We start from the raw sequence: 22,067 nt of genomic DNA, 5'->3' as shown, positions 1-22,067 counted from the left end.
GTTTCACCTCATTTGAATGAATAGAGGGGACTAAACGTTTTTGCATATGTTTCAAATTCTCTTAGTGCCTCCTGACGTGTATCACTTGCGATCAATTGTTCTTGAAGCTCTTCAATTTTTTTCACAAGGGCACTGCCTACAACGACACCATCACTTATTTTATTCATTGAGTCAACCTGTTCTCTTGTTGAAATGCCAAAACCTACAGCAACCGGAATTTGACTCTGCTGTTTGACTTGCTGAATAAAATCAGTAATCGACGCGTCAAAGGATTGTCTGACACCTGTAACGCCGAGAGATGAAACACAATACACAAAACCTTCTGCCTGCTCTACAATTTTTTCTAATCGCTCCTTGCTTGTTGGTGCAACGAGCGATATATATGAAATGTCATGTGTTTGACAGTTCTTCTGAAGCTCGCTGCTCTCTTCAAACGGCAAGTCGGGTGTTAAGAGTCCCGAAATATGATTTTTGCGCAGTAAAGCGAAAAAGTATTCTGTGTCTAATTGTAACACAGGATTATAATACGTAAATAGAATTAGAGGAATTTTTACACCGTTTTTTTTCATCTTCCCTGCTAATTCTATCGCTTTTACGATATTCATGCCATGATGTAAAGCTCTTTTAGAAGCTCTTTGAATCACAGGACCGTCCGCTAATGGATCGGAATAAGGAACACCTAATTCAATCGCATGTGCACCCGCTGCTTGAAGAGCGACGGCTAAATCAATGGTCACCTCTTCTGATGGATCACCTGCCGTGATAAAGGGAATGAATAATTTCTCACCTTGTTCTAATTGAAATGTGATCATTTTGTTTCGCCCTCACTTTCAAGCACATTCATTAATGTATGCACATCCTTATCTCCTCTTCCTGACAAGCAGACAAGGACAATGTCGTCTTCATTCATGTTCTGGCTCACTTCAAACGCTTTGGCTAAAGCATGTGCCGATTCAATCGCTGGCAGGATGCCTTCTTTTTCTGTGAGCAGCTTTAATGCATCTAGGGCTTCTTGATCTGTGGCACTCACATATTGAACCCGTCCGCTCGCATGCAAGTATGCGTGCTCTGGTCCAATTCCAGGATAATCTAAACCCGCCGAAATAGAATATGGCTCAATAATTTGACCAAATTCGTCTTGAATTAAGTATGTCAAAGATCCATGTATGACACCTTTTGTTCCTTTTGTGATGGTTGCTGCATGAAGCGGGGTGTCAATTCCTTTCCCAGCAGCTTCTACGCCAATGATATCGACCTCTTCATCTAGGAACGCCCGGTACATGCCAATGGCATTACTACCGCCGCCAACACAGGCAATGACTTTATGAGGAAGCCGGCCTTCCTTTTCAAGTATCTGTGCTTTTGCCTCATCACCGATCATCCGCTGGAATTCACTGACGATTTGAGGATATGGATGAGGCCCTACAACTGATCCAATCATATAAAAATGGTCACTGCAGTGCTGAACCCAGTAACGGATGGCTTCATTGGTTGCATCTTTTAATGTTCCGTTCCCGCTTGTGACAGGTATGACCTCAGCGCCGAGCAGTTTCATTCGGAACACATTGAGGGATTGTCTTTCCACATCTTCTTTCCCCATAAATACAGTGCAGGATAAGCCGAATTTTGCTGCCACAGTGGCAGCAGCTACGCCGTGCTGTCCTGCTCCTGTTTCGGCGATGATGTTTGATTTCCCCATTTTTTTCGCTAGCAGCGCCTGCCCAAGCGCATTGTTAATTTTATGAGCGCCTGTGTGATTTAAATCTTCTCTTTTCAAGTAGATTTTTGCGCCCCCGAGATATGCAGATAATTGATCCGCGTATGTGAGGGCAGTCGGTCTGCCTGAATAGTTTTGCAGAAGCGATATATACTCCTTTTGAAAAGCAGGATCTTCTTTTAATTCACGAAAAGCTTGTTCGATTTCTTCTAGTGGCTGCATGAGCGTTTCAGGAACAAATTTCCCTCCGAATTCTCCATATCTGCCAAGCTCATTTGGATATGCGTACATCGTTTAACATCCTTTCTTCGAGCGCTTTTATCTTTGTCGTGCTTTTCTTCCCGTTTTCTTCTATTCCGCTTGAAAGGTCAATGGCGTCTGGACCATAAGCAAGCAGGTCTGTTATTGTTTCTGGCGTCACCCCGCCTGCAATCACGCAAGTTTTCCCCAGCTGTTTTGCGTGCTGAACATATGAAGGCACCGCCTCCCATGCAAAAGCTGTTCCAGAACCGCCCCTCATTCCCTTTACTTTCGAATCAATGAGAAAACCATCGACAAATGGCGCGAATGTCGTCATATTTTTAAGTGTGTCGTTTAAATGGGGCTCGTGATGGAACACTTTCCAAACTGCAGCCCCTGTTTGTTGTTTGATTTCCATTGCATCTTCTGGTGTCTCATCTCCATGAAGCTGCACGATATCTAAGGGTAGGTCGTTTGCGATATCACACACTCTCTGTATCTTTTCATTCACAAACACACCCACAATATCTTTCGTGCAATTGACTTGTGACAGCCAGTGCTTTATTTGATCTGGATGGACCTCTCTTTTACTTGGCGCAAGGATAAATCCGATGGCATCCGCATGAGATTGCGAGATGCAAGCGACATCCTCTTGTGAGACAGCTCCGCAATATTTTAAATAAGGCTTCATTCTATTCATTCTCCAAACAATGCCTGAACGGCTTTTTCCTGTGATGGTTCTCTCATGAAAGATTCACCAACAAGGACAGCACCTGCTCCATGCTGTTTCACATAGGTCAGGTCATCAAATGTCTGAATGCCGCTTTCACTCACTAGTAATACATCCTTTGGAACAAGTGGTGCGATTTCTTTTGTTTGTTCGAGTGTTGTTGTAAATGTATTTAAATTCCGGTTGTTCACTCCAATGATCTCAGGAGTAAACACATTCAAAATATTCGCTAGTGTTTGTGCTGCATGTACTTCAACGAGGACATCCAGCCCTTTTTCGCTTGCTTCAATATAAAGCTCGTGCAGTTTTTTCGGTTCAAGTACTTCTCCAATCAATAAAATGGCATCAGCCCCTATGCGTTTTGACTCTTCTACTTGTATGGAGTCAATAATGAAATCTTTTCTTAAAATAGGGCGTGTGATGTGTTCTTTGATAAGGGACAGGTACTCGTTTTTCCCTTGGAAAAACGGTTCATCCGTTAAGACAGATAGACAATCTGCGTTTGATGATTCATATGCTTTTGCTGTCTGTAAAGGATCAAAGTTAGGCTGAATGACTCCTTTTGAGGGAGATGCTTTTTTCACCTCAGCAATGAGTCCGATTGAGCGGTGAGGGTTCATCAGTGCTTCTTTAAATGATCGTCTTTCAAAATGTCCATCAGCAGGTAATTGCAAGGTTTGGACATGTTCTTTTTTGCGGGTAATAATGTCATTAAGCATAGATCTCTTCCTCTTTCGTTTTTTGTTTTAAACGGGCTAATTGTTCTTTGGCTGCCCCGTTTTTAATCGTTTCTAACGCTTTGATTGTTCCTGCCATCAAACTCTCTGACTTTCCTGCCACATATAAAGCGGCTCCTGCGTTCAGCGCTGTAATATGAAGGGGCGCTCCTCCTGTTTGATGATTCAATATATTCTGAATCAATTTGGCACTTTCTTCCGGTGATTGAACCTGAATGTCTGATAAATGCCCTTTTTCAAGTCCAAAGTCTTCTGGGTTTAACGTATATTCTGTCATCACATCTTTTTTAAGTTCAATAACATACGAATTCGCTGTAATGGTTAATTCATCCAGTCCATCTTCTCCGCAAACAAACAGCACATGTTCTGGCTCTAAAGGGGCAAGCGCTTTTGCCATGAGCTTTGCCTTTTCCTTTGAATACACACCGATGATTTGCTTTTTGGCTTGCATCGGGTGGCAAAGCGGCCCTAATAGGTTAAATACCGTCCGAAATCCGAGCTGCTTGCGAACAGCTGCTACTTGTTTCATAGATGAATGATAGAGAGGGGCGAATAAAAAGCCCATGTTTTTCTCTTGTATTTGCCGTCTTGTTTCTTCAGGTGTGGACTGAATTTGAATGCCAAGGCATTCTAGCACGTCGGCACTTCCGCTTTTGGATGAGACCGAACGATTTCCATGTTTGGCGATTTTAGCACCGGCGGCGGAAGCAACGATGGCGGCGGCGGTTGATATATTAAATGTCGATAAACCATCGCCTCCCGTTCCGCACGTATCAACGACATCAAGCGATCCTTCCATTGGCGCTGCATTTTTCCTCATGGCTTTCACAAATCCTGTCATCTCTTCAGAGGTTTCCCCTCTATGTGCTAAAATGGCAAGACTGGCAGCGACTTCAGCATCTGTTAAAGAGCCGCTCATCATATCATGCATCAGCCGGTTCGCTTCATTTTCTGATAGACATCCTCCATTAACAAGAGCTGATAGTCGTTGATTCATCTTGCACACTCTCCTTCTCTGAAAAAATTTGTTCAGCAAGCTGAATGGCTTTCAAAAGTGCCCCGGCCTTGTTGCATGTCTCTTCCCATTCGTTTTCCGGAACAGAATCAGCGACAATGCCAGCACCTGCTTGTATAGAAGCGGTTTGATTTTTCACACTCATCGTGCGAATGGTAATACAGGAGTCAATATTGCCGTCAAATCCAATATAAGCAATACAGCCACCATACGTTTCTCTTGGCTCAGGCTCCATTTCATTTAATAATTGCATCGCCCTAATTTTCGGAGCACCTGTCAATGTACCTGCTGGGAAAGCGGACATGAGCGCATCAACTGGATGCGTATCTTGCTTCAGCTTTCCTGTCACAATAGAGATGATGTGCATGACGTGTGAAAAGTTCACGACTTTTGTAAAAGTCGGGACGGACACGCTGCCGTATTCTGCCACGCGTCCAACATCATTTCGGGCAAGATCTACTAACATGTAGTGTTCTGCTTTTTCTTTTTCATCATCTAGCAGTTCTCTTGCTAAAGCAGCGTCTTCTTCTTTTGACATTCCTCGTTTTCTTGTACCTGCAATTGGATGAATTTCTAAGTGCCCATTTTTCGCATGGATTAATCGTTCTGGCGAGCTGCCGACTAAGTCTCGATCTTTTAGTTTCATAAAATACATATACGGAGATGGATTGACAATCCGAAGCACGCGATACAATTCAAATGAGCTCACCGTCACAGGAATGTCAAAGCGCTGTGATAGTACACCTTGGAAGATATCGCCTGCTCTAATGTACTCCTTGATTTTTTCGACGTCCTTTAAAAATTGCGATTTTTCATATGTTGAAGTCACCTGTTCAAAGGACGGCGCTTCGTTCATATTCCCTGATAAAATCAGTTCTTTCATATCAATCTTTGTGTGAAGCTGCTGAATCATACGTTCGAGTCGTTTTTGATTTTTCTTATATGCTTGTATTTTTTCATCCTCTGTCTCATGACCGGACAGCTGAGTATATTGAATAAAATGAACATGATTTGTTTCGTGGTCAAACGCAATCATCGTTTGACAAACAAATAATGTGCAATTATCTGTTGTTGATGCCTTCTTATGTGGCATGACAGAAGGTTCGATGTTTGGGATAAGGTCGTAGCTTAAGTACCCAACAGCTCCGCCTGTAAACGGGATATCAACATCCGGCGTCTTGATTTGATATTGCTCTTTCATCCAGTCGAGTAAATCTTTCAGTTCTGCTTTTTGCATCACTGCCTCTCCCGTAGCGTCACGTGCAACATATTGGCCTTCTTCATCATGTAAAGTTAAAAAAGGGTGTAATCCGATGAAGGAATATCTCGACCAACTGGAAGATTCGTCTTTGCTTTCTAGTAGATACACAATATCCTGTTTCAGTTTCTCAACAATTTGAATCGGTGACAGGGTATCTACTGTAATGGTTTCAACAATCGGAATCGTTTTGTAAGACGTACTGTCTTTTAAAAATTGAGTCAGGTTTGATTGGGAATTCATAAGCACACTCCTTAAATGGGATTAAGGAGAATGAGGGGACATATAGAGGGTTTGTATGAGTATACGAAATAAGCCTAAAAGAGGCTCGCTCTTTTAGGCAGTATGATTAAATAGAAGTATCGTATCTCTGCTCAACTCTACTCATCTCAACTACCCTAGTCTCATTCTCATCTTCTCTAAGCTTGCAATGCCGTTTACACCTGTATGTAAACTTCGGCTGTTCATATCGTATTATAACTCTTTGTTTTTTGTCAACTGTAAATCAGGACGAAGCGTGACGGCTCCTTCCAAGTATACATGCTGTATATCTTCCTGCTTTGTATCTGTCTGGACGGTCATTAAGACGCGAATGCACTGCTTTAAGCCTCCATGAATGTCCAGCTCCTGCATACAAGTGACAGGCACATAGGTCCAGCCTTCAAACTGACGAAGTGCTTTTGCCGGAAAAACGGAGTGAATATCTTGTGTAGCTGAAATCAAGATCTGCACGACACGTTCTGGATCTACTTGGTTTTTTGAAATGATGGCTTCTAGCAGCTGTTTCGTTTTGTTTAACACTTCTGTTTCTGTATCTTCTGTTACGGTTGTAGCCCCACGTATCCCGCGAAACATCACAGACATCCCTCCTCCCGTTTCCATTCTTCGAGCCAGTGATATAGCTCATCTTTTGTGAAAGCTTGCAAGGTGACGTCTCCAATTTGTTTTAATAAAACAAATTGAACGCTCCCGCCTCTTGCCTTTTTATCGCCAATCATGCGATCGACAAATGTAGTAGTTGAAATATCTTGCGTGACTTGTACCGGGAATCCTAATTCTTTCATCCACAGTTTGAATTTCTCACGATTTAAGCTGAGTCCTAGCTGCTTTTCACTCACATATAAAGCAAACTGCATGCCAATCGCAATGGCATCTCCATGCGTGATGGTTCCGTATCCATACTCTGCTTCAATGGCGTGCCCAAGTGTGTGTCCAAAATTCAAAAATGCACGTACACCTTGTTCTTTTTCATCTTCTTGGACAATCGACGCTTTCACTTGAATCCCTTGATACAGCATATGTGCCAGCTCGCCCTTTGATAATTCCGTCAAAGAACGAATGGACATCAGTTCTGATAAAAAGTCTTCACTTGAAATCAGCGCATGCTTGATGACCTCGGCAAAGCCCGATCTCAGCTCTGTTTGTGAGAGCGTCTCTAGCATACTTGTATCATAGATGACGGCCGCCGGCTGATGAAACGCACCAATCAAATTTTTGCCGAGCGGATGATTGATTCCTGTTTTTCCGCCGACTGCACTGTCATGTGCAAGGAGCGTGGTTGGAACTTGAATAAAATCAATGCCTCTCATATAAGTGGAAGCAGCAAAGCCAGCCAAGTCCCCAATCACCCCGCCTCCAAGCGCAATGATGCAGGAGGAGCGGTCGAGCTGAAATTGGATGGCTTTCGTATGAATCTGCTCAAACTGCGTAAAAGCTTTTGATTGCTCTCCGTTTGGCACAACCACTTTTTGCACAGACCATTTCTGCTTCAGTAGTTGAACCATTTCATCTCCGTAAATGGCATCAACGGCTGAATCTGTCACGACGAGGAGCTTCGTAAAGGAACGCCCAGTGGAAGTCATCAAGTCTACAATATTGTGTCTAATCCCGTCACCGATATATACAGGATAAGTGGCTGAAGACGTCTTCACTTCCAGTGTTTTCATTAAAACTCCCTCTGAAGCTGGCGCATTTTGTCAACATTTTCTTTAATCCGGTCAATTTGGTCAAGACCAAACTGCTCTACCACTGCATTGGCAATTTCCCAAGCGACCACCGCTTCTGCCACAACACTTGCGGCTGGAACAGCGCAGCTATCAGAACGCTCAATACTTGCAGAGAACGGTTCTTTCGTTTCAATGTCAACGCTTTGCAGAGGCTTATAAAGCGTTGGGATTGGTTTCATAACCCCTCTTACGACAATCGGCATGCCTGTTGACATTCCGCCTTCAAGACCGCCTAAACGATTTGTTTTTCTCGTATAGCCCTTTTCCTCATCCCAGATGATTTCATCATGGACTTCACTGCCATATTTAGAAGCTGCCTCAAAGCCAATACCGAATTCCACGCCTTTAAAAGCGTTGATGCTAAGTACAGCGCCAGCAAGCTTGCTATCTAATTTGCGGTCATAGTGAACATAGCTGCCGACTCCAACTGGCATGCCTTCAACGATCACTTCAACAATGCCGCCAATTGAATCACCGTTTTTCTTGGCTTCGTCAATGGCATCCATCATTTTTGGACCAGCTTCACTGTCATAGCAGCGAACAGGTGATTCTTCTGTTACTTTTTGCAAATCTTCAATAGATTCATATGCAGTATGAGCTGCTTTCACTCCGCCGATTTCAAGGACGTGACCAGCTACTTTGATTCCAAGGTGGGCTAAAATTTGTTTGGCTACTGCTCCTGCTGCAACACGAACTGTTGTCTCACGCGCTGATGAACGCTCTAATACATTACGCATATCACGGTGGCCATATTTAATCGCTCCATTTAAATCCGCATGCCCAGGTCTTGGACGAGAGATTTGACGCTTCATCTCACTCTCTTCTTCTTCGGTAATCGGCTCTGCTCCCATCACCTTTGTCCAGTGCTTCCAATCATTGTTTTCAACGACAAGTGTAATAGGAGAGCCTAATGTTTTCCCATGGCGAACACCACTTAACACTTTCGCTTGATCTTTTTCAATCTGCATTCTTCTTCCGCGGCCATGACCTTTCTGCCTTCTAGCCAGTTCATAATTGATGTCATCCTGCTCTATGTAAAGTCCCGCTGGAACTCCTTCAATAATAGTGGTCAATTGTGGACCATGTGATTCACCTGCTGTTAAGTACCTCATGACTTATTCTCCCTTCATCGCATTAACGCTTTTAAGTAAAAATATAATAACACACTTACTACTAAAAAGTCAGCTAGATCCCCTTCTTTTGATAAAAGAAAGTGTCTGCTGATGTCAGTCCAAACTTTTCTGGATGAAAAATTTGTTCTGTAGAACCAACAAATAGCACGCCGTTTTTCTTTAAGCTGTTGCTCATTTTTAAGTAAATTTCTTCCTTTGCCTCTTCTGTGAAATAAATAAGAACATTTCGGCAGACGATGAGATCAAGCTGCTTTTCATATGGATCTGCTAATAGGTTGTGTTTCTTAAATTGTATATGCCTTCTGATCTCATCTTTCACCGTGTAAAATGAAGCATCTTCTTTTGTGAAATATTTTTGTTTGATCTGTTCAGGCACCTCTTGAAGGGAGCGTTCATGGTATCTCCCTTTTTGCGCTGATTGAAGGACTTTATCATCAATATCTGTTGCGATAATTTGGAAGTCCTTTACAAGGGGATGGCTTGAAAGCAGCATCGAAAGGGTATACGGCTCTTCTCCAGTCGAACATGCTGCACTCCAGATCTTTAGACTCCCACTGTTTTTCGAAAGCAGCGGAAGGATTTTTTGATCAAGTACTTCCCAACGCTGATAGTTTCGGTAAAATTCTGACACATTAATGGTCATTCGGTCCATCGTTTCTTCTAGTAGTGCTCTGTCCTTTTCAAGAGCAGCTGCGAATGCTTCAAAATCTTTATATCCTTTTTTATCATATAGTGATGTTAATCTTCGTTTCATTTGTGCTTCTTTATATAAATTCAGATCAACCCCAGTCAGTTTTTTCCATTTTCCAACAAATACTTGATATTGATCCATCAATGTCCTCTCCTGTCTCATCTATCTTTGTCCTAGTATAGCTGTTTTTATCAAAAATTTGTATCATCTCATGCGAATTTCGTATAGAAACCTCAATATAAAAAAGCCAAAGTGATCATTTGATGAACACCTTGGCTTGAACATTAATAAATCCAGCTTGAGATCGTTTGATCCCATTTTGTCAGTTCTTCTTGTTTAAAGAAAAGATTGATCTCTCTTTCAGCACTTTCTGGTGAGTCTGAGCCATGGATAATGTTTTTGCCAACGGTTAATCCATAGTCGCCTCTTATCGTACCCGGAAGTGCTTCCTTCGGATTTGTTTTTCCGATAATTTGCCTTGTTACATCGACTACCTGTTCACCTTGCCATACCATTGCAAATACAGGTCCTGACGTAATAAAGTCAACCAATTCCCCGAAAAATGGTTTTTCTTTATGTTCTCCGTAATGTGTTTCTGCCACTTCTTTCGGAATACTCATGAGTTTAGCACCAACAAGCTGGAGCCCCTTTTTTTCGAATCTTGACACAATTTCACCGATTAATTGTCTTTCCACACCATCAGGTTTGACCATAAGAAATGTTTTGTCCATATACGTTTTCCACCCCGTCGTTATGTATGTATAGGCTTACATTGTTACAAAGTGATCGTATCATTTTTTTTTGTAATAATCAATTTTTGACAAAAATTTTCACAAAAAAACCAATCAACTAGAAGTTGATCAGAATTTTCGTTTTCCAATATACTTTGCAATTGAGGCTAAAGACGATTTAGCCCGCCCGCGCGGAAGCAGATCAAGCTGTTCAAATGCTTTTTTCAAATACATTTCACTCACTCGAATGGACCGGTCGATGGCATCTGTTTGTTTGAGATGTTCAATGACAGGCTTCAGCTGTTTTTCTGTCGTTTCACTATTGACAAGCTTCAACTGACCTTCTAATGTTGGATTCTGAAGTGCATATAAAACGGGGAGGGTCACATTCCCTTGTAAAAGATCTCCGCCAACAGGCTTGCCTAATTCTTCTTCAGTTGACGTGAAATCAAGAACATCATCAATGATCTGGTAAGACATGCCGACATAGTATCCAAACCAGTAAAGGGCCTTATGTGTTTTTTCATCTGTCCCTGCTGCTATTGCACCTAGTTGGCAGCTGCCTGCAATAAGCAGGGCTGTTTTCCGCTTGATTCTTCTTAAGTATGTACGAAGGTTTTGATCCATGTTGTATTTGTCTTTTACTTGCTCAATTTCACCGAGACAGAGCTCAACGACCATTTTTGACAAAATTTCATGTGCCATTGGGTGATTGATTTTTGTCATGTACTCAAGCGATCTTGCAAATAAGTAATCCCCTGTGTACATGGCAATTCTGTTGTCCCATTTTGCCTTAATGGTTGGTTTTCCCCTTCTTAATTCTGCATCATCAATGACATCATCGTGAACAAGCGACGCCATATGAATTAATTCCAGCGCTACGGCTACGTATTTAATTTTATTAATGTCATAGTCGCCAAACATGCCTGAAAGGAGAACAAAAACGGGGCGGATTCGTTTTCCGCCCGCTTGCAGCAAATGAAGACCCGCTTCACTTAATAATGCATAATCAGAGCGAACTGTTTGTTCAAGCTCTTTTTCGATGATATCGATATCATGATTTAAAAAAGAGATCATTGCTTTTAGTTTCATTATTTTCACCCAAATATCGTTTATTCAAAGCTTTTTGCCGATATGTGTTGCTGCTACACCGCCTGTAAATGGATGATACGTGACATCTGACAGACCAGCCTCTTCAAAAAGAGCCGCCAGCTCTTTCATGCCAGGGAACGTTTTGGCTGATTCTTGAAGCCATGAATACTCCTGATAGCTTTTGGCAAACAGCTTGCCAAAAAGCGGCATAATGTATTTGAAATAGACATAATATCCTTGTTTAAACCCAATCATCTCAGGCTGTGATGTTTCAAGGCAGACAACCATCCCCCCAGGCTTCACCACGCGCGTCATTTCCTTCAGCACCGTTAAGTAATCAGGGACATTTCGAAGTCCAAAGCCGATCGTGACATAATCAAATGAGTCATCCTCAAAAGGAAGCTCCATTGCATTACCGTGAAGCAGTTCAATTTGATTGTAGCCGCCTGTTTTTACCTTCGTTTCCCCAACACTCAGCATATTTTTACTGAAATCAAGGCCTTTGACCTCGCCATTTTCTCCAACGGCATCTGCAAGCGCAATGGTCCAATCGGCTGTCCCGCAGCATACATCTAATGCTTTGGCTCCTTTTTGAACATTCATAAGCTTCATTGTTTTATCGCGCCATTTTTTATGCTGCTTAAAGCTAATGACAGAGTTCATTTGGTCATAGTTTTTATAAATTTTTTCAAATACACCGTGTACTCGCTGTTCTTTTGATTGCTGCATGTCTTACCCTTCTTCCACTTTCTGATGGTACGCAGGTTCATTTTTCATATGATCCAAGCGATTTAATAGCTCTTTTTGAACGACCGGAGATGAAACAAGATGCTGCTGGATGGATCGTCTGGCTTCTTCATACCCTTCATTCTCAAAGTTGTCAAAACATGTATAGGCGTCCGTATAGCTATCGTTCAAAAAAAGTTTTAAATGTTTGTCGTCTTCTGCTTGTTTCATAAAACGCTTATACACAAGGAAGCGACTTGCAATTTCATTCCAATGCGTTAATTGAAAGTGCTCAGAAATTCTTTGGAATAGCGCAGATTCCACCGTAGCTACACTTTTGTAAAAGCGGGCTGCATCTTGAATGGACCGATCATACAGTCTAATTTTATGTTCATTAATCTCTTTGATCGCCGTAGCGAGTGTGCGGATCATGTAAATGTCTTTCATGTCAGAGAGAAGAGAATAATAGAGACCGCTGAAATAGTCTCCAGCTAGGATGGTCAGCTGACGATTTTTGAATTCGTCTTGTTTGATGGCTGCAGCAGTTGTGACTTCGTCATGGGTATCAAGGGCAATTTGCACAAGCATCGCCGTTAAAATATAATTTTCTTTTTTCTCAGCATCGATTTGAGCTTCATCAAACATTGCATGGAAAAGAAGGAGCTTGTCTTCATCGATGAGCGGCGCACGCAAATGCTTGGCCAAATAAGGATGAGAAAGCTTTTTATTTAATTTTATATTCAGATTCGATAAAATTCCGTAGATGTCTTGCAAAGATATCACCCTTGTCCCAAAAATTACAGTTTCATATGTAGTCCTGCACATTGTATAGACATTTATTATACCATATCAAGTCTGACTTTCATGCTATCAAGTGCATACTCGTGCGTTATTTCTTTGCTTCGCTTTGAATTTCACCGAAGCTTGTTTGAATGACAGCATCGCCTCTTACTTTGATGGCTGATGTATGCTCAGTAAATTGTGCGATAATGACTTCACCTTTATCAAGTTTTTCGGAATGGTGAAATCTTGTATCAGAGCCTCTAGTTAAGCCGATTACATTTACACCATTATCAATGGCTTTAATCACCACAAAATCAGATGCTTTATTTTCACTCAATCTGTTCACCTTCCATCTATTGATTAGTCGTTTTTAATAAAGGAAAGGACCTCTGCTCTTGCTGCCGCATCATTTGCAAATGTACCGCGCACTGCTGAAGTGACCGTTTTAGCGCCAGGCTTTTTCACTCCGCGCATCGTCATACACATATGCTCTGCTTCAACGACAATCATCACACCATGTGGATTTAAAGTTTCCACCATACTATCAGCAATGGTTGATGTAATGCGTTCCTGAAGCTGCGGACGCTTGGCAACAGCCTCTACTGCTCTTGCCAGCTTACTTAGTCCCGTTACTTTTCCGCCGCGGGGAATATATGCGACATGGGCTTTTCCATAGAATGGCACAAGATGGTGTTCACACATTGAATGGAAAGCAATATCTTTTACAAGAACGAGTTCCTCATGATCTTCACCAAAAATGGTTTTAAAATGTTCTTTTGGATCTTCATTTAATCCCGAGAACACTTCTTCATACATTTTTGCTACTCGTTTTGGGGTATCAAGAAGTCCTTCACGATCCGGATCTTCTCCGATTGCTTCTAATATATCGCGTACAGCGCGTTCGATTCGTTCTTTATTTATTTCACTCATGTATTATATCCTCCAAAGGCAATTACATTTCATTCAGATTCTAGCACACATCAGATCCTAAAAGCAAAGGAGAGCGTTCTAAACGAACCTTTTGATTCAAAAGGAAAAGCCCCTTATCGAAGGGGCTTTTCTAGACCAGTGTGAAACTGTATATGTATAACTCCTTAAATAGGATTATTACACATAACGATTATTTACCTGCCACCGCGTCTTTAAGTGCTTTACCTGGTTTGAAAGCAGGTACTTTGCTTGCAGGGATTTCGATCTCTGCACCCGTTTGTGGGTTACGTCCTTTACGAGCTGAACGCTCACGTACTTCAAAGTTACCAAAACCAATCAATTGGATTTTGTCACCATTTTTAAGTGCCTCTAAAATTGTATCAAAAACAGAATCAACTGCTTTTGTCGCATCTTTTTTAGATAACTCGCTTGCTTCAGCAACCGCGTTAATAAGTTCTGTCTTGTTCATGCCTTTCACCTCCTCCCAAAAATATGCATTCAGTAGATTGTTATCATTTCTTCACAATTCATCTTCTTTCTATACACTTTCTTTGAAAAAAAGAGTGTCTAGAAAGCGTTATACATGGCTTTTCATTAGAAAACGTCTCTTTGAAGGAATGTTTGTCCAACAAAGTGAAGATTTTCTGTAAGTAGATTAACACATATGAAATACCATATCAAGCATTTTAAAGCGAAGAATCCTTATTCGTCAAGGATTAAGGGCACTTTTGCGAACGAATATTCCTAATTTCAGCCTGAATCTGACTAATCTTTATACAATTGTCTTTTTATGACTGATACCGCACACAAAAAAAAGACCCCTATCAATGAGAGGTCTCACATGCTATAGAATAATCGCAATCAGGCCGCCTGATCCTTCGTTAATAATTCGTTCAAGCGTTTCCTTCAGCTTATATCTTGCATTTTCCGGCATCAGAGACAGTTTTGCTTGAATGCCTTCTCTGACAAGCGAGCTGAGTGAGCGTCCAAATATATCGGAATTCCAAATGGACAGCGGATCATCTTCAAAGTCTTGCATTAAGTAACGGACGAGCTCTTCACTTTGTTTTTCTGTGCCGATAATCGGTGCAAACTCACTCTCTACATCCACTTTAATCATATGAATAGATGGAGCAACTGCTTTTAATCTCACGCCGAATCTTGATCCTTGCCTAATGATTTCCGGCTCATCTAAACTCATATCTGACAATGCGGGTGCCGCAATTCCGTAGCCAGTCTGCTTCACCATTTTCAAGGCGTCTGAGACCTGATCATACTCCGTCTTCGCATGCGCAAAATCTTGCATAAGCTCGAGCAGGTGGTCTTTGCCCCTAATTTCCACACCCACCACTTCTTTTAGAATATGATCATATAGATCATCTGGCGCGTACAAGTCAATTTCTGCGATCCCCTGACCCATTTCAATACCTGCTAAGCCCGCTCTTTCAATAAAATCGAATTCACTGAAATGACCGACGACACGGTCGACATCTCTTAATCTCTTAATATCCTTGACGGTTTCCTTCACTGAATCCTGATAGCTCTCTCTTAGCCAATGATCTTCTTTCAGCACCATGACCCAGCTTGGCAGGTTCACATTCACCTCAAGCACCGGGAATTCATATAATGCCTCACGAAGAACGCTGAGTACGTCTTGCTCTCTCATACTTTCTACACTCATCGCGAGTACAGGAATATCATATTTTTGACTGAGTTCTTGCCGCAGTGCTTCTGTTTCAGGATGATAAGGTCTCACAGAGTTGATCACCATAATAAACGGCTTTCCAACTTCTTTAAGCTCGTCAATGACACGTTCTTCTGATTCAATATAGTCATGTCTTGGGATTTCTCCAATTGATCCATCTGTTGTAATCACAACACCAATAGTTGAATGCTCCTGAATGACCTTGCGTGTACCAATTTCCGCTGCTTCATGAAACGGGATAGGTTCTTCATACCACGGCGTGTTAATCATTCTCGGACCATTTTCATCTTCATACCCGCGTGCACCAGGGACAGTGTATCCTACACAATCGACAAGCCTGATGTTGACATCAAGGCCGTCACTCACATGAATCGATGCCGCTTGATTTGGCACAAATTTTGGCTCTGTGGTCATAATGGTTTTTCCTGCTGCGCTTTGCGGCAATTCATCCTGTGCTCTTGCACGGTCTGCCTCATTATTGATATTCGGGAGCACCACGAGCTCCATAAACTTTTTAATAAACGTAGATTTCCCTGTACGAACAGCTCCAACGACTCCTAAATATATATCGCCTCCTGTTCGTTCAGCGATATCCTTGAAAATATCGACTTTTTCCAAGTGATCCCCTCCCGGACTTGCTATCCTCGTTTTCAAATTAAATACTCTATACTTCAATCAAACTGTGCTTGAAAGGTGTCAGGACAATATATGTGTATGACGTTGTCCTATTTGAATATGACACCTTTTTTGTTTTGAGAGTATGTTTAGCCATAAAAAAACCTTTCTCCTCATTTATATGCAGAGGAGAAAGGTTCATTCTTGTTTATGACGTCTTTTTTTCTAAAAAGGCAGGCTCACCTTTTTTGTTGATCGTATATGGTACAGAAAACGCTGGTACAAACGGGGTTTCCTGCCAATATACGTCTTGAATATTTTCACCTGGCTTTAGCTTTAGTTTCGTATTTTTCAAAATCTGGGCAAAATCACTGCGATAGTCAACATAGATTTCACCATTTGATGAAATCAGTAATGGGAGCGAATGTCCTGTGACAGGACTCATCACAGTAGGCGGCGCTTTTAACCCTAGTTTTTTTTCATTTAACGTATATAAATCTTTGGACACCACTTTGCCATATGGCGGATATGTATGTTCGTCTTGATACATTTTGATCCTTAGACGTAACTCACTGATCGTTTGCGTCATTTTGACATCAAGCAGTTTCACAGTTGGGTTCTTTTCAACGTCTGTGAGGACATAGATATACTCGCCCCCGCCTTCAAAGGATGTTGACGGTACATCGTGTAAATATCTTGGTGACAGACGCTTAAAGTCAATGACGTATTTCTGGTAAATAGGTGTGTCTCCTTCTTTTGTTTCAATTGGCAGAAGACCATTTGTCGCTTTTTGAAATTCCTCGATCGCCGTCTGCACACTTTGCAGCTGCTCCTCGTATGGCACCCGGTTTTCAGCTTTGCGATTCTCTGGATATAGACAACCCGTAAGTAAAATGAGTGTTAACAGCATGACACTGACTTTTGCTTTGATCATCACATTCTTCCTTTTTCTTTATTCATTGACCGGCCCGCTAAATACAACTAAAAACACAATGATACCCGATATGAGCATCAAGCTGTATGCGACGGTCGAAGCTGTTATTTTCAGAAATCGGCTCTTCAGCTTAAACCTACTCAAATAAATGGTTACAACGGCTAAAAACATGAGCCCCATTGAACCAAGCGCAAACCACATCTTGATTAAAGCAAAACTCATCGTGCCTGTCCCCCTTCAACACGAACAAATTGTAAGCGTTTATATTTCATTTTAAACCAAAAATAAGGGATATATCAATCTTTTTTCCAATCATTCAAAAAAAAGCGCATAAAAAAACTGAAGCAAAGAGGGGGACTCCGCTTCAGTCATTAGGTCGACTATGTTTCCTCATTCTGTAGAGGCAAAGCTCTATTCAAACTTCATTGTTATGTTATGCAAGTCTTCCCTTTCTTGCATCCTCTACACGCCTAAGTTCAGTCTTTCAATTACTTTGTTTGGTTTTCGAACATGTTCACAAGGTCTTCCATCTCATGTGTTTTCACACGTGCCATTAATGATTCTACAGCATCGTCTACCTTTTTCCCTTCAAACAGGACATGGTAAAGCGCTTCTGTAATTGGCATGCTGACCTTATATTCTTTGGATAGCTGGTAAGCGCCTTTTGTTGTGCGGACGCCTTCTACCACCATTCCCATTTTCTCAAGTACTTCCTCAAGCTTATATCCTTTGCCAAGTAAATTCCCGCAGCGCCAGTTACGTGAATGAACACTTGTACATGTGACAATTAAATCTCCAACACCTGTCAATCCAGCAAACGTAAGAGGGTTTCCTCCCATTTTTGTACCGAGGCGGGCGATTTCAGCCAGCCCTCTTGTGATAAGTGCTGCTTTCGCATTATCCCCATATCCAAGTCCGTCTGTGATTCCTGCCGCAAGCGCAATGATATTTTTCAGCGCCCCGCCAATTTCCACACCAATCACATCAGGGTTTGTGTACACTCTAAAGTTATTGTTCATAAACAAATCTTGAACAAATTGAGCCGCTTCAATGTTTTCTGATGAGACCGTGACTGTTGTCGGATGACGCAGGCCTACTTCTTCTGCATGACTCGGTCCTGATAAGACAACGACCGCTTCTCTTTTCGTTTCTGGCACTTCTTGTTCAATCATTTGAGAAATTCTGAGAAGCGTATCTGGTTCAATCCCTTTACTCACATGAACAAACGGCACTTTCGACGAAATCAACTCACTTGCCTGCTTCAATACTTCTCGAATGGCCTTTGTTGGCACGGCGACAATAATCACATCTGTCCCGTCTAGTGCCTGTTTCATATCTGTTGTTGCCTGAATAGACGCTGGTAGCGCGACATTAGGCAAGTAGTCATGATTTTCATGGTTCTCATTGATTTGATCAATTAATTCTTGCCGATGTCCCCACATGTGTACATCATGATGATTATCAGCTAATACAAGTGCAAGAGCAGTTCCCCAGCTTCCTGCTCCAAGTACTGAAATTTTTTTCATCCTGCTCACCCTTTTTATTTTCTCGCTCTTGCAAATATTTTAATCGGTGTTCCTTCAAAACCAAATGCATCTCGAATCCGGTTTTCTAAGAAACGCTCATAAGAAAAGTGCATAAGCTCTGGATCATTAACAAACACAACAAAGGACGGAGGCTTGATTGCCACCTGTGTCGCATAGTAAATTTTCAGACGCTGTCCATTATGGGTCGGCGTTGGGTTCATGGCAACGGCATCCATAATAATATCGTTTAGAATATTGGTTTGAACGCGCATGGCATGATTTTCACTAGCTGTAATGATGGACGGCATTAACGTATGAATTCTCTTTTTCGTGAGAGCAGACATGAATAAGACAGGTGCATAATCGAGGAATTGAAAATGCTCGCGAATGTTTTGCTCAAATTCCTTCATTGTACGCTCATCTTTTTCAACAGCGTCCCATTTATTTACAATGATTACAACTGCTTTACCCGCTTCGTGTGCGTAGCCAGCAATACGTTTATCCTGTTCAATAATGCCTTCTTCACCGTCAAGAACGACAGCGACAACATCAGATCGATCAATGGCTTTTAACGCACGAAGCACACTGTATTTCTCCGTTGTTTCATACACTTTTCCTTTTTTTCTCATACCTGCTGTATCGACGATGACAAAGTCACGTTGGTTGTACGTAAACATCGTATCCACAGCGTCTCTTGTCGTACCAGCGATGTTGCTGACAATGACACGTTCTTCTCCGAGCATAGCATTCACCAAAGAAGATTTCCCTACATTTGGGCGGCCAATTAGGCAGAACTGGACCACTTCTTCATCATACTGTGTATCTGGCAAGTGTTTAAAGTGCTCTGCGACTGCATCAAGCAAATCACCAAGGCCTAGTCCGTGCGTTCCAGAAATCGGATACGGCTCGCCAAATCCAAGTGCATAAAAGTCATACACGTCGCTTCTCATTTCAGGGTTGTCCAGTTTATTGACAGCAAGTACAACCGGCTTTTTCGTGCGATATAAAATTTTTGCGACTTCTTCATCCGCAGATGTCACGCCATCTCTTCCATTGACCATAAAGATAATGACATCCGCTTCATCCATTGCGATCTCAGCCTGATGGCGAATTTGCGCCAAAAACGGCTCATCTCCAATATCTATTCCACCAGTATCTATTAAATTAAAGTCATAATTTAACCATTCAGCAGAGCTATAGATTCGATCTCTTGTTACACCAGGTGTGTCTTCTACAATCGATATTCTTTCGCCTGCGATTCGATTAAAAATTGTAGATTTTCCAACGTTGGGCCTTCCAACAATGGCTACGACAGGTTTACCCATAGTACCCTTCCTTTCAATCCAGCCGCGATTCAATATGTTCATCATCATGTTTCAACCGGGATTTAAAATTTTCATTCAGTTTGTTATGAAATAAACCCTTCAAACATGAAGGGTTCAACTTATATATTATATCAATTTTTAATCAGACCACAATGAATAACTTAAAAATGTTTGACAATCAAGTAAAGATCTTCTCCAATACCATGGGCAATTCCGTCTAGAATGGCCTCTAAATTCATGGCATACATGTCGAGCTCTTCTTTGTTTTCACAGAAAAAAACCGCTGTTCCTCCAATGACTCGCTCTTTATTTGTCGTGGCTACAGCCAATATAAATTGTTCAATCGTATTCGCCATGCCCTATTACCTCGCTTTCTTTTTAATGAAATCTGTCGGCATTCTAATGGCATTTTCTAGTATTGGCACTTCTTCTAATACACATACAGCCAAATCTTCTCGTTTCCACTGCGGCAAAATAAACACGCCAAGTGTGCCGTTATTCAGATCACGTTTTGCGAGCGGACAAAGCGATGGTTCACCAGAATCACGATATACACCAAGCACATTGGATAAATCAAATAAAATCGCTTGCCGCTGTCCAAGGTTTGCAATCGTTGTGGCAGAGTTAAAATTCTTTGGTGTCAAGATGAAACCCATTCCATGCTCTAAAATCAGTTTTTGCTTTTCAGGAAGCCCGATATTCATCATGTAAATATCATTCACGTAAAGCCCGGCCCCGTCAAAGCGAAGTTCGCCTTTTTGAATATTGACAATATCCTTTAATTGGCTGCCTGACATTAATCGTTTTGCCATGAAAAAACAAAGAATACCGACCACTGTCCCAACGACGAGCGAGAAAAAAATACAGGCTGTTGTTGTAATCAGAGCCGTGAGGATGGAAATATAATTTCGACTTTCAAAGGCAATCGCAATGCCTTCGATATATGTACTGCCTCTTGAGACAAGCTCATACGAATCCATTTGGGTTAACGTGTTTCTTTCCATATTACGTACATCACGAAATTGCGTGGCTGCAAGCGTCAGAAACGTAATTGCAGTAAATTCCTCCTGGATTAGTGCAGGCATAATAATGGCTCCTAGCCCTGATGCGATAAAACCAAGCGCAATGTGAATCACTTGTCCATGAATATATGTAGGATATTGCCGGTAATCTGTTCTTAACATATACAGCCTTGCAGCCATCCCAAAGATGACACCAATGATCACAGGAAATGTGTAATCCGTCATGTTGATTTTGCAGCCCCTTTTACTGGTTTTCTAGATGAACGGGTGCTTAAGAGCTTTTCAAACTGATCTACACCTAATAGGAAGATGGCTCCTTGAACAACAAGGGAAAGAAACGAGAGATCCCCTATGACAACGGGTAATGTGAGCCGGTGAATCGCAAGCGTATAAAGAGCTTCCCCAAGACACACAGACATCATCCATAAAGTGATCCGTTCCATTAACTGATGCCCATATGTCAAACACATCAAGATCAGCAAGGCAAATACAACCCAGTCCACTTTTATTATCGTGAACCAAACTGGATCATATAATGCAAAAATCATAAAAAAGGCATACGCGCTAACCATGGAGCCTAATTGCATGATGCTTATGATTCGATAAACAGGCCGAAAGATAACAAATGCCATACAAGCATATAAAAAGGTCAGCAAAAACCCCGCATTGATTCTGACGCCTACCATGGCTATCATGACATGACTGCATATTATATGAACAAGAACACACACTCCTAGCACGTTGCGCCACGTGCTTTTTTCCATGATAAATGTCACCATAATCCAAACGAACCATATTGACCAATAATAGTACAGTGCCTCCAATGCCTCATCACCTCAATTACATTATGGGAAAATCTCCATTTTTTAAACGTATAAGAACGCTTGGGCTTTGTATGAAATGAACAAGAGGTGACACCCTAATGGTTGAGGAGGGATGTATGATGGGTAAAGATAGACAGGAAAAACGCTTAAAGGCGTCAAGAAGAGTTGAATCTGACCGCGATCAATCAATTCATCACAAAGGGGCAACAACATTAGAAGGTCCTGAAGACGCTCGCAAAAGAAATCAATAAAAAAAGGCATGTGATGATCACATGTCTTTGTCTTCTTTCCAGCGTGATAGAAAAAATTTGTATTATAGTTAGGAAG

The 22,067-nt window shown here is 41.7% G+C and carries 26 protein-coding genes; 1 reads left to right on the top strand and 25 read right to left on the bottom strand.

The genetic code is table 11. The features are described 5' to 3' along the window. Nucleotides 1-8: 8 nt before the first annotated feature. The 25 genes from trpA to BA1_RS05970 form a co-directional block, all read right to left on the bottom strand. Complete coding sequence (gene trpA, locus BA1_RS06090; RefSeq protein ID WP_008356760.1) at nucleotides 9-812, bottom strand: tryptophan synthase subunit alpha; 804 nt, start codon at nucleotides 810-812, stop codon at nucleotides 9-11. After that, a complete protein-coding gene (trpB, locus tag BA1_RS06085) occupies nucleotides 809-2,008 on the bottom strand; it encodes a tryptophan synthase subunit beta (protein ID WP_008356758.1) in 1,200 nt (399 codons plus the stop codon). Before trpB ends, trpA begins: the two co-directional genes overlap by 4 nt. Next, nucleotides 1,989-2,657, bottom strand: coding sequence for a phosphoribosylanthranilate isomerase (locus BA1_RS06080; RefSeq protein ID WP_034738565.1), 669 nt, complete (start codon nucleotides 2,655-2,657; stop codon nucleotides 1,989-1,991). The genes trpB and BA1_RS06080 overlap by 20 nt, the downstream gene beginning before the upstream one ends. Next, entirely contained in the window at nucleotides 2,654-3,406 is a 753-nt protein-coding gene (gene trpC, locus BA1_RS06075; RefSeq protein WP_008356754.1) for an indole-3-glycerol phosphate synthase TrpC, read from the bottom strand. The genes BA1_RS06080 and trpC overlap by 4 nt, the downstream gene beginning before the upstream one ends. Continuing rightward, entirely contained in the window at nucleotides 3,399-4,421 is a 1,023-nt protein-coding gene (gene trpD, locus BA1_RS06070; protein WP_008356753.1) for an anthranilate phosphoribosyltransferase, read from the bottom strand. The genes trpC and trpD overlap by 8 nt, the downstream gene beginning before the upstream one ends. Next, nucleotides 4,393-5,940, bottom strand: a complete 1,548-nt coding sequence (gene trpE / locus BA1_RS06065; protein WP_008356751.1) for an anthranilate synthase component I — start codon at nucleotides 5,938-5,940, stop codon at nucleotides 4,393-4,395. The genes trpD and trpE overlap by 29 nt, the downstream gene beginning before the upstream one ends. A gap of 231 nt (nucleotides 5,941-6,171) precedes the next feature. Continuing rightward, complete coding sequence (gene aroH / locus BA1_RS06060) at nucleotides 6,172-6,555, bottom strand: chorismate mutase (RefSeq protein WP_008356748.1); 384 nt, start codon at nucleotides 6,553-6,555, stop codon at nucleotides 6,172-6,174. Then, nucleotides 6,552-7,643, bottom strand: a complete 1,092-nt coding sequence (aroB, locus tag BA1_RS06055; RefSeq protein ID WP_008356747.1) for a 3-dehydroquinate synthase — start codon at nucleotides 7,641-7,643, stop codon at nucleotides 6,552-6,554. The genes aroH and aroB overlap by 4 nt, the downstream gene beginning before the upstream one ends. Continuing rightward, nucleotides 7,643-8,815 (bottom strand): chorismate synthase, encoded by a 1,173-nt coding sequence (gene aroC / locus BA1_RS06050; RefSeq protein ID WP_008356745.1) that lies wholly within the window; start codon nucleotides 8,813-8,815, stop codon nucleotides 7,643-7,645. Before aroC ends, aroB begins: the two co-directional genes overlap by 1 nt. Nucleotides 8,816-8,888: 73 nt before the next feature. Then, nucleotides 8,889-9,668 (bottom strand): CheR family methyltransferase, encoded by a 780-nt coding sequence (locus BA1_RS06045; protein ID WP_008356743.1) that lies wholly within the window; start codon nucleotides 9,666-9,668, stop codon nucleotides 8,889-8,891. Nucleotides 9,669-9,811: 143 nt separating this feature from the next. Then, entirely contained in the window at nucleotides 9,812-10,258 is a 447-nt protein-coding gene (gene ndk / locus BA1_RS06040; RefSeq protein ID WP_008356741.1) for a nucleoside-diphosphate kinase, read from the bottom strand. A 129-nt stretch (nucleotides 10,259-10,387) separates the two neighbouring features. Then, nucleotides 10,388-11,350 carry a heptaprenyl diphosphate synthase component II gene (gene hepT, locus BA1_RS06035; protein ID WP_008356740.1) on the bottom strand — a complete coding sequence of 321 codons (963 nt, stop codon included), beginning with the start codon at nucleotides 11,348-11,350 and terminating at the stop codon, nucleotides 10,388-10,390. A 24-nt stretch (nucleotides 11,351-11,374) separates the two neighbouring features. Then, nucleotides 11,375-12,079, bottom strand: a complete 705-nt coding sequence (locus BA1_RS06030; protein WP_008356738.1) for a demethylmenaquinone methyltransferase — start codon at nucleotides 12,077-12,079, stop codon at nucleotides 11,375-11,377. A 3-nt stretch (nucleotides 12,080-12,082) separates the two neighbouring features. Continuing rightward, nucleotides 12,083-12,850 carry a heptaprenyl diphosphate synthase component 1 gene (locus tag BA1_RS06025; protein ID WP_008356736.1) on the bottom strand — a complete coding sequence of 256 codons (768 nt, stop codon included), beginning with the start codon at nucleotides 12,848-12,850 and terminating at the stop codon, nucleotides 12,083-12,085. 115 nt (nucleotides 12,851-12,965) lie between these two features. Further along, on the bottom strand, nucleotides 12,966-13,196 hold the full coding sequence (mtrB, locus tag BA1_RS06020; protein WP_008344541.1) for a trp RNA-binding attenuation protein MtrB: 231 nt from the start codon (nucleotides 13,194-13,196) through the stop codon (nucleotides 12,966-12,968). Nucleotides 13,197-13,219: 23 nt separating this feature from the next. Continuing rightward, a complete protein-coding gene (gene folE, locus BA1_RS06015; RefSeq protein WP_008356734.1) occupies nucleotides 13,220-13,789 on the bottom strand; it encodes a GTP cyclohydrolase I FolE in 570 nt (189 codons plus the stop codon). 190 nt (nucleotides 13,790-13,979) lie between these two features. Next, the gene (hbs, locus tag BA1_RS06010; protein ID WP_008356733.1) at nucleotides 13,980-14,258 is read right to left on the bottom strand and encodes a non-specific DNA-binding protein Hbs; all 279 of its coding nucleotides are present in this window, start codon (nucleotides 14,256-14,258) and stop codon (nucleotides 13,980-13,982) included. 375 nt (nucleotides 14,259-14,633) lie between these two features. Then, nucleotides 14,634-16,112, bottom strand: a complete 1,479-nt coding sequence (gene spoIVA / locus BA1_RS06005; protein WP_008356730.1) for a stage IV sporulation protein A — start codon at nucleotides 16,110-16,112, stop codon at nucleotides 14,634-14,636. Between the two features lie 205 nt (nucleotides 16,113-16,317). Beyond that, nucleotides 16,318-17,043, bottom strand: coding sequence for a hypothetical protein (locus BA1_RS06000; RefSeq protein WP_008356728.1), 726 nt, complete (start codon nucleotides 17,041-17,043; stop codon nucleotides 16,318-16,320). A gap of 18 nt (nucleotides 17,044-17,061) precedes the next feature. Further along, entirely contained in the window at nucleotides 17,062-17,265 is a 204-nt protein-coding gene (locus tag BA1_RS05995) for a DUF2768 domain-containing protein (protein ID WP_008344530.1), read from the bottom strand. A 266-nt stretch (nucleotides 17,266-17,531) separates the two neighbouring features. Continuing rightward, nucleotides 17,532-18,569: an NAD(P)H-dependent glycerol-3-phosphate dehydrogenase gene (locus tag BA1_RS05990; RefSeq protein WP_008356726.1), complete on the bottom strand. Its 1,038-nt coding sequence runs from the start codon at nucleotides 18,567-18,569 to the stop codon at nucleotides 17,532-17,534. 14 nt (nucleotides 18,570-18,583) lie between these two features. Next, entirely contained in the window at nucleotides 18,584-19,894 is a 1,311-nt protein-coding gene (gene der, locus BA1_RS05985) for a ribosome biogenesis GTPase Der (protein ID WP_008356724.1), read from the bottom strand. Nucleotides 19,895-20,055: 161 nt separating this feature from the next. Beyond that, nucleotides 20,056-20,250, bottom strand: coding sequence for a capping complex subunit for YIEGIA (locus BA1_RS05980; protein WP_008344527.1), 195 nt, complete (start codon nucleotides 20,248-20,250; stop codon nucleotides 20,056-20,058). 6 nt (nucleotides 20,251-20,256) lie between these two features. Then, the gene (locus BA1_RS05975; protein ID WP_008356722.1) at nucleotides 20,257-21,141 is read right to left on the bottom strand and encodes a YIEGIA family protein; all 885 of its coding nucleotides are present in this window, start codon (nucleotides 21,139-21,141) and stop codon (nucleotides 20,257-20,259) included. Next, a complete protein-coding gene (locus tag BA1_RS05970; RefSeq protein ID WP_420196188.1) occupies nucleotides 21,138-21,740 on the bottom strand; it encodes a YphA family membrane protein in 603 nt (200 codons plus the stop codon). The genes BA1_RS05975 and BA1_RS05970 overlap by 4 nt, the downstream gene beginning before the upstream one ends. 119 nt (nucleotides 21,741-21,859) lie before the next feature. Between BA1_RS05970 and BA1_RS18570 the strand changes: the two genes are divergently transcribed. Further along, entirely contained in the window at nucleotides 21,860-21,991 is a 132-nt protein-coding gene (locus BA1_RS18570; RefSeq protein ID WP_008344525.1) for a YpzI family protein, read from the top strand. Nucleotides 21,992-22,067: the final 76 nt, after the last annotated feature.

This window comes from Bacillus xiamenensis (assembly GCF_000300535.1).
In the GTDB taxonomy this organism is placed as follows: domain Bacteria; phylum Bacillota; class Bacilli; order Bacillales; family Bacillaceae; genus Bacillus; species Bacillus xiamenensis.
This window is presented reverse-complemented; position numbering and strand designations above follow the sequence as displayed.

Coding starts and splice junctions, on each gene's coding strand:
- trpA (WP_008356760.1), bottom strand. CDS start 812: ATGATCACATTTCAATTAGAACAAGGTGAGAAATTATTCATTCCCTTT.
- trpB (WP_008356758.1), bottom strand. CDS start 2,008: ATGTACGCATATCCAAATGAGCTTGGCAGATATGGAGAATTCGGAGGG.
- BA1_RS06080 (WP_034738565.1), bottom strand. CDS start 2,657: ATGAATAGAATGAAGCCTTATTTAAAATATTGCGGAGCTGTCTCACAA.
- trpC (WP_008356754.1), bottom strand. CDS start 3,406: ATGCTTAATGACATTATTACCCGCAAAAAAGAACATGTCCAAACCTTG.
- trpD (WP_008356753.1), bottom strand. CDS start 4,421: ATGAATCAACGACTATCAGCTCTTGTTAATGGAGGATGTCTATCAGAA.
- trpE (WP_008356751.1), bottom strand. CDS start 5,940: ATGAATTCCCAATCAAACCTGACTCAATTTTTAAAAGACAGTACGTCT.
- aroB (WP_008356747.1), bottom strand. CDS start 7,643: ATGAAAACACTGGAAGTGAAGACGTCTTCAGCCACTTATCCTGTATAT.
- aroC (WP_008356745.1), bottom strand. CDS start 8,815: ATGAGGTACTTAACAGCAGGTGAATCACATGGTCCACAATTGACCACT.
- BA1_RS06045 (WP_008356743.1), bottom strand. CDS start 9,668: ATGGATCAATATCAAGTATTTGTTGGAAAATGGAAAAAACTGACTGGG.
- ndk (WP_008356741.1), bottom strand. CDS start 10,258: ATGGACAAAACATTTCTTATGGTCAAACCTGATGGTGTGGAAAGACAA.
- hepT (WP_008356740.1), bottom strand. CDS start 11,350: ATGAAACTAAAAGCAATGATCTCTTTTTTAAATCATGATATCGATATC.
- BA1_RS06030 (WP_008356738.1), bottom strand. CDS start 12,079: ATGCAGCAATCAAAAGAACAGCGAGTACACGGTGTATTTGAAAAAATT.
- folE (WP_008356734.1), bottom strand. CDS start 13,789: ATGAGTGAAATAAATAAAGAACGAATCGAACGCGCTGTACGCGATATA.
- hbs (WP_008356733.1), bottom strand. CDS start 14,258: ATGAACAAGACAGAACTTATTAACGCGGTTGCTGAAGCAAGCGAGTTA.
- BA1_RS06000 (WP_008356728.1), bottom strand. CDS start 17,043: ATGATCAAAGCAAAAGTCAGTGTCATGCTGTTAACACTCATTTTACTT.
- BA1_RS05995 (WP_008344530.1), bottom strand. CDS start 17,265: ATGAGTTTTGCTTTAATCAAGATGTGGTTTGCGCTTGGTTCAATGGGG.
- BA1_RS05990 (WP_008356726.1), bottom strand. CDS start 18,569: ATGAAAAAAATTTCAGTACTTGGAGCAGGAAGCTGGGGAACTGCTCTT.
- der (WP_008356724.1), bottom strand. CDS start 19,894: ATGGGTAAACCTGTCGTAGCCATTGTTGGAAGGCCCAACGTTGGAAAA.
- BA1_RS05980 (WP_008344527.1), bottom strand. CDS start 20,250: ATGGCGAATACGATTGAACAATTTATATTGGCTGTAGCCACGACAAAT.
- BA1_RS05975 (WP_008356722.1), bottom strand. CDS start 21,141: ATGACGGATTACACATTTCCTGTGATCATTGGTGTCATCTTTGGGATG.
- BA1_RS18570 (WP_008344525.1), top strand. CDS start 21,860: ATGGGTAAAGATAGACAGGAAAAACGCTTAAAGGCGTCAAGAAGAGTT.